This window comes from Arthrobacter sp. H14 (assembly GCF_000520495.1).
Classification (GTDB): Bacteria; Actinomycetota; Actinomycetes; order Actinomycetales; family Micrococcaceae; genus Arthrobacter_C.
Map to the genome: position 1 here is coordinate 93,289 of NZ_KI914644.1, position 6,516 is coordinate 99,804.

The window sequence follows — 6,516 nt, forward strand, 5'->3', positions numbered from 1 at the left end:
CGTTGTAGGAGGCCGGGTTCATGCCCTGTCCGGTCAGCAGCCGTGGCAGCCAGCGTGCGTAGAAACCGCTGGCTCCGGCGGCCGCTTTGATCTTCGCGTTCAGATCCGCCTCGACCGAGGCCAGATCGCCGGCGGCGGCGAGGTGCGCGTCGACCGCCTCGCGGGCAATGAGCAGATGCATGATCTCTGTGGAGCCTTCGAAAATCCGGTTGATGCGCATGTCCCGCAACTGTTGCTCTGCCGGAACAGCACGCTCGCCGCGGGCCGCCCCGGGAGGAGCGCTCCGCGAACCTCAAGTGGCGTGCGAGCCGGCCGAACTCGTTGTAGGAGGCCGGGTTCATGCCCTGTCCGGTCAGCAGCCGTGGCAGCCAGCGTGCGTAGAAACCGCTGGCTCCGGCGGCCGCTTTGATCTTCGCGTTCAGATCCGCCTCGACCGAGGCCAGATCGCCGGCGGCGGCGAGGTGCGCGTCGACCGCCTCGCGGGCAATGAGCAGATGCATGATCTCTGTGGAGCCTTCGAAAATCCGGTTGATGCGCATGTCCCGCAACTGTTGCTCTGCCGGAACAGCACGCTCGCCGCGGGCCGCCAGCGATGCCGCTGTTTCGTATCCGCGGCCGCCGCGGATCTGCACCAGCTCGTCCGCGATCCGGTAGGCCATTTCGCTGGACCAAAGCTTGGCCAGTGCGGCTTCGATCCGGACGTCTTTCATACCGCTGTCGGCCAGCCCGGCAGACAGTTCGAAGACCGCTTCCAAGGCAAACGCCGTCGCTCCAATAAACGCGATCTTCTTCCCGACCGCCTCATGTTTGCCCACCGGGCGTCCCCATTGGACCCTGGCATTGGACCACTCGCGGGAGATCTTCAACGACCATTTTCCGGCGGACGCGCACATGGCCGGGATCGATAACCGGCCGGTGTTCAGTGTGGTCAGGGCGATCTTCAGGCCTTGCCCTTCCTTCCCGAGCCGGTTGGTGACAGGCACCCGCACGTCATTGAACCGGGTGACGCCGTTTTCGATCCCCCTCAGCCCCATGAACAAGTTGCGGTTCTCCACCGTCATGCCGGGTGCATCCGCTTCGACGACGAACGCGGAGATGCCGCCCTTGCCGCCGTCGTGCGGGGGAACTTTGGCCATCACGACGACGAGCTCCGCGATCACGCCGTTGGTGGTCCAGAGTTTGCTGCCGCTTATCAGGTACGCCGAGCCGTCCTCGGTGAGGGTCGCGGTGGCGTTCATCCGCGCCGGGTCGGAACCGACGTCGGGCTCGGTGAGCAGGAAGGCGGTGACCGCTCCGGCGGCGCAGCGTGGCAGGTATTCCTGTTTCTGTTCCGGCGTGCCGAAGACTTTCACGGGTTCGGGGACGCCGATGGACTGGTGCGCCGAGACGAGGGCGCCGATGCTTGGATGGACCGAGCTGAGCAACATGAGTGCGCGGCCGTAGTAGGTCAGCGACAGGCCGAGGCCGCCGTACTCCTTCGGGATTTTCATGCCGAAGACACCGAGGTCCGCAAAGCCGCGGAGGTACTCGTCCGGGATCTTCGCCTCGCGCTCAATCCGGCCACCCTCGAGTGTCCGGGCATAGGCTTCCAGATCAGCCAGGAACGCTTCGCCCTCGGACTTTTCGCTGGGCGTGGGGGAGGGGTGCGGGTGGATCAAGCCGAGGTTGAAATCGCCCAGGTAGAGGCCTTTGGCGAAGCTCGGCCGCGTCCACTCCGTCTCGCGTGCCGCTTCGGCGGTTTCCCTGGCCGTGCGCTCGCTGACATGAGCGGAACTGCCATTGTTGGCAGGCGCAGTTGCATTGTCGCTGACCTGTTCAGAAGGTTGCTGCTCGGTTCCGGTGCTCATGGCGTCCCCCTCGACACGGTCCGCCGTGGCCCAGCGGACCTTGGTTATATCATCAGGTTACTACCGGGTAACTAAAATGCCGAGAGGGCAGGACAGGTTCATTCATTACGATGTCGTTACTGTCCTGCCGGTGTAGACGGTGTTGGTCGCGTCCCGGCCCTGCAGCGGATTGTCGAAGCTGACGACGGTGGCCTTGACGTCGTCGAACACCTGGCCGAGCGCCGCCGTGTACTCATCGTCGGGCGGATCATTCGACCACAACGCGAAGACGCCGCCGCTGTGCAGATGATCTGCCAGCCGGCGCATCCCTTCCGGCTCGTAGAATGGCGCGTGGCTGGGGTGCAGCAGGTGCCGCGGTGAATGGTCGATGTCGACAATAATGGCGTGGAAGCGCCGGCCCGGGTTGTCCGGATCGAGGCCCGACGGCGATCCCGCCATCGCGAAAAAGTCACCGTGGACGTAGCGGCAGCGGGGGTCGGCTGTCAGCGATTTCCCGAGCGGGATCAGTCCGCTCTGGTGCCACTCGATCACTTCACCCAGCGCCTCGACCACGAGCAACGACTGCACGCGGGAGGAGTCCAGAACCGTCTGCGCGGTGTAACCCAGACCAAGCCCGCCGACGACGACGTCGAGGTCCTCACCCGCCACTTCCGCCAGACCCAGCCAGGCAAGTTCGATCTCCGCGACTGTGAAAAGGCTCGACATCAGGAAGTCATCGTTGAGCTTGACCTCGAATACATCCTTGTCGAAGGTCGGGTCCCACCGGCGTCGGAGGCTGATTTCGCCAAGTCTGGTCCGGCGCCAGTCCAGCTCCTCGAAGCGGGCGCTCATCCGCCGTACTCCCGGCGGAGGATGAAGCGCTGGATCTTGCCGCTCGGGGTTTTGGGTAGTTCGCCCACGAAATGCACATCGCGTGGGTACGCGTGGGCGGCGTACTGCTTTTTGACCAGCTGCTGCAGTTCGGTCACGAGCCCGGGCGTCCCCAGGGCCGGGTCCTTCAGCACCACGCAGGCCTCCAGACGCTCGCCGCGCAGCTCGTCCGGCACGCCGATGACGGCAACTTCGCCCACCGCCGGGTGGGTGGACATCACCGACTCGACCTCGAACGGGCCGATCCGGTAGCCGGCCATGATGACCACGTCGTCGTCGCGCGCCGAGAAGAAGAAGGAGCCATCGTCGTCGACGCGTCCGCTGTCCCCGGTGACGTACCAGCGGCCGTCCGCACTGTAGCGCTCGGCCGTTTTCGCTTCGTCGCGGGTGTAGCCGGGGAACCACATCAGCGGGCTGGCCGGCACATCGATTGCCACGCGTCCCGTTGTTCCGGGCGCGGCGACATCGTCCGATTCCATTTCCAGCACGGCGGCGGCGTAACCGGGCATCGGCTTGCCCATCGAACCGGGTTTGAGGTCGGCCCTCACTTCCTCGTGCCAGCCGTTGATGATGCACATGCCCATCTCGGTCTGGCCGTAGTGGTCCCGGATCACCGTGCCCAGGTGCTCGCGCGCCCAGTCGATCGTGGCGGCGTCGAGCGGTTCGCCGGCACTGGAGGCGCGCCGCAGCGCAAGTCCTGGAACGCCGTCGGGCCGTGCCGCCCGCATGGAGCGGAAAATGGTGGGCGCAGCAGCGAAATTGGTGATCTGGAACTTCTCGAGCACCTGCCAGGCGAGGTCGGCGTTGAATCCGGTGGTCAGCAGCAGGCTGGTCCGGCCGGCGTAGAGGGGTCCGAGGATGCCGTAATACAGGCCGTACGCCCAGCCCGGATCCGCGGCATTCCAGAACACGTCGTCCCCGTGCACATCCAGCCCGTAGTGCAGGTAGGCCTCAAACGCGACCAAGGCGCCGACCGGAACGACCACGCCCTTGGGTGCGCCGGTGGTGCCGGAGGTGAAGATTTCCACCAGTGGGTCGGCCAGCGTCCGCGACACGGCGGGGAAGCCGGGACCATGCGAGTCCAGCAACGGATTGAGCGCGAGTTCGCCTTCGGCCGGTTCGGTATCGCCGCCGGCAACCACCAGACGCAGGCCCAGTTCCTCCGCAAGTCCATCGTCCACGAGCTTGTTCCGCTGCCCGGCATCGACGACGACGAGGGCCGTACCGCTGCGTTCGAGCCGGATCTTGATCGCCGGCGGAGCAAACGCGGTAAACAGCGGCACATGAACCGCCCCCAGCCGCCACAAACCCAAAAGTACGACGACGAGGTCCGCGCTCTTGCCCATCAACGTTGCGATCCGGTCACCTGGTTTCACGCCGAGGGCGGCAAACGCGGCCGCTGCCTGCTCGGACCGGTCCTGCAACCAGGCGTAGGTCAGGGGAGTGGCGTCGAGATCGGCATTAACAATGGTGAAGGCGCTGGCCGACGGATCATGCCGGTCGCAGAGCAGATCGGCCGGAATCAGCGACCCCTGTGGCTGCTGGCCCGGTTGAATAGACGCTGACATAAACCGCTCCGTCCTGCTTCGGATGCGGCCGCGTGGACAGGAAGGGCCGCTAGTTGGAATCTACCGCGCACGCGCCCGGAGCGAAAGCTCGCGCGACTCTTCCTCTATGGTCTTAACATGACCTTCGCCAATATCGGAACACTCGGCGTGAAGCCTGGAATGCGTGATGAAGTGGTTGCGATCCTGACTCGCCGCAACCAACAGATGAATGAAGCCGGATGCCTGCTTTATGAGGTCGGCGTGAATGACGACGAACCGGACACCGTATTTGTCGCCGAGTTGTGGACTTCCGCCGAGGCACATCAGAATTCGCTGCAATTGGATTCAGTGCGCGCCGCCATTGCAGAGGCGGTGCCTCTGTTGTCTGGCGAGATGGGCGGCAACCAATTCTTCGTGAAGGGCTCTCCGCTCCGCGATAGCTGATCTTCGAGGTGATAAAGGTTCCGCAGTTGAAGATTTGCGGGCTACTCGGCGGACGGCCGCTTTCGTTGCCGTTTCGTGGCCGCCCGCTGCTCCTTTGCGGCGAGGCGCCGACGGTTCGAGCCCCGGGTGGGTTTGGTCGCCCGGCGGCGGGGAGCTTCGGGAGCTAGAGCTTTTGCCACGAGGTCGGCGAGCTTCGCCAGGGCAATCTCGCGGTTGCGTAGCTGTGAGCGCCGCTCGGAGGCGGTCACGGTGATCACCCCGGCGACGAGATGTCGTCTGAGACGCGTAACCAGCATCATCCGTTGGCCATCCGAAAGCGCCGCGGAGTCGGCGACGTTCCACGAGAGCTCGACGCGGCTGTTCGAGGTGTTGACGTGCTGACCGCCGGGTCCGGACGAACGCGAGAACCGCCAACCGAGTTCCGACGCCGGAATTGTGAGCGCGGGCGATACCTCCAGATCCATGCAACCAGCGTTGCACGATATGAGCGCAATCAAGGCGCCCATCCCCGCGCAGGCTCAAACGTGAACGGTTCACGACGATGCCGTCGACGACTTCTACCTCAGCTGTGCTTCCACCACAAACGCGCGCGTTCCCGGATCTTCCGCCTGGTCTGCAGCGACCTGAGACGGTTTTCCCTTTCCCTGCCGTGTTCCATGTTCCGTAACGCAATAAAAGCCTTTGCCCCAGCCTCGGTGCTCACGCGTCCAAACGATGCGTTTCCTGCCATGATGCATCTCCATCTACTTTCCGGATAACTTCTGATGACGTCCACACTGCTGAATTCGTACCGATGCCAACCTGCGGCCAGGCGGTTGCGTCCACTGCTATTGGTCGCGGTGGAGTCCGGTAGGTGAACAGGATTGCTGCTCCGATGAGGGGCACGAGCATGGCGGTGGCGGCGCTGAGCCAGGAGACCGCCAAGGTGAGGGGCTGCCAAATAGTCAGCAGGCCGACGGCGACCGCAGGGCCTCCAGCCCCGAGGTAGAACGCGAGATAAAGTGCTGCGTTAACTCCTCCACGGCTGTGTGCAGGGGTGGCTGCATCCACGGTGGCAGTGGCGCTGCCGTAGGCAAGTCCGTGTCCGATTCCGGCTGCCACGGCCGCAAGCAGCGTAGCCGCAGGTGAACTGCCAACGGTCAGTATGAGGATGACGAGACTGGCCAACAGCGCTGCGAGACCCATGAGCTGTGCGGGACGGGAGCTGAACCGCAGGACGAGCGGCTGAACGAGCATGGAACAAGTCAACATCGCGGCGACAATGCCACCGGTGGCCGCCAGATTGGTTATTCCGGTTGCCCGGGTGAGGATCGTGGGGATGGTCGCCAGGAAGATTCCGGCGACGGTCCAGGCGAGAAACCCGGTGGCCGCCGCGACGGCAAACCTTTGGCGCATTCCAAGGGGAACCTGTGGTCGGGTTGGCCGCCACTGCCGTAAACGTTGGGTGGGTGCGGAAGTCAGTGTGGAAACTCGGCGCCACCCGGCTGCCAGCAGGACCACGTGAATCAGATAGGGCAGCAGCTGCGGGGCCGGCGCGTACTGGGCCAACAAGCCGGCGGCAAGGGGGCCTGCCGCGGTTCCGGCGACAAAGGCCATAGTCGCGAGGATCGATGCCCAGAGTCGTTTCTGCTCGGACCTGCTCTCGATGATCAATGCGGTCGCGGGTCCCGTTGCCGCGCCCAGGGCCAGGCCTTGCGCCGCCCGGCCAACCAGCAGCAGCCCGGGTCCATCTGCAATCAGGAAGCAGAGTGAGCCGAGTCCGGCCAACAACAGGCTGACCCTTAGTACGGATCGCCGGCCGAGCACAT

General features: G+C 64.7%; 5 protein-coding genes and 2 pseudogenes. 1 reads left to right on the forward strand and 6 read right to left on the reverse strand.

Annotated features, from left to right (window positions below; all coding sequences use genetic code 11):
• The 4 genes and pseudogenes from Y707_RS33460 to Y707_RS24425 all read right to left on the reverse strand — a co-directional run.
• A pseudogene (locus tag Y707_RS33460) lies at nucleotides 1–220 on the reverse strand (acyl-CoA dehydrogenase family protein); the annotation flags it as partial.
• 49 nt (nucleotides 221–269) lie between these two features.
• A pseudogene (locus Y707_RS24420) lies at nucleotides 270–1,847 on the reverse strand (acyl-CoA dehydrogenase family protein); the annotation flags it as partial.
• 105 nt (nucleotides 1,848–1,952) lie between these two features.
• Entirely contained in the window at nucleotides 1,953–2,678 is a 726-nt protein-coding gene (locus Y707_RS0108145) for a spermidine synthase family protein (RefSeq protein ID WP_026534710.1), read from the reverse strand.
• Nucleotides 2,675–4,285 (reverse strand): AMP-binding protein, encoded by a 1,611-nt coding sequence (locus Y707_RS24425; protein ID WP_051441774.1) that lies wholly within the window; start codon nucleotides 4,283–4,285, stop codon nucleotides 2,675–2,677. The genes Y707_RS0108145 and Y707_RS24425 overlap by 4 nt, the downstream gene beginning before the upstream one ends.
• 117 nt (nucleotides 4,286–4,402) lie before the next feature.
• Here Y707_RS24425 and Y707_RS0108155 point away from each other — a divergent pair, with 117 nt between their 5' ends.
• Nucleotides 4,403–4,708, forward strand: coding sequence for a putative quinol monooxygenase (locus Y707_RS0108155; protein WP_026534711.1), 306 nt, complete (start codon nucleotides 4,403–4,405; stop codon nucleotides 4,706–4,708).
• A 41-nt stretch (nucleotides 4,709–4,749) separates the two neighbouring features.
• On the opposite strand, the gene arfB is transcribed toward Y707_RS0108155, so the two are convergent.
• Both arfB and Y707_RS24430 read right to left on the reverse strand, forming a co-directional pair.
• Complete coding sequence (gene arfB, locus Y707_RS0108160) at nucleotides 4,750–5,172, reverse strand: alternative ribosome rescue aminoacyl-tRNA hydrolase ArfB (protein WP_026534712.1); 423 nt, start codon at nucleotides 5,170–5,172, stop codon at nucleotides 4,750–4,752.
• 235 nt (nucleotides 5,173–5,407) lie between these two features.
• Nucleotides 5,408–6,516 (reverse strand): MFS transporter (locus Y707_RS24430; RefSeq protein WP_155852827.1); only part of this gene is annotated, 1,109 nt, incomplete at its 5' end.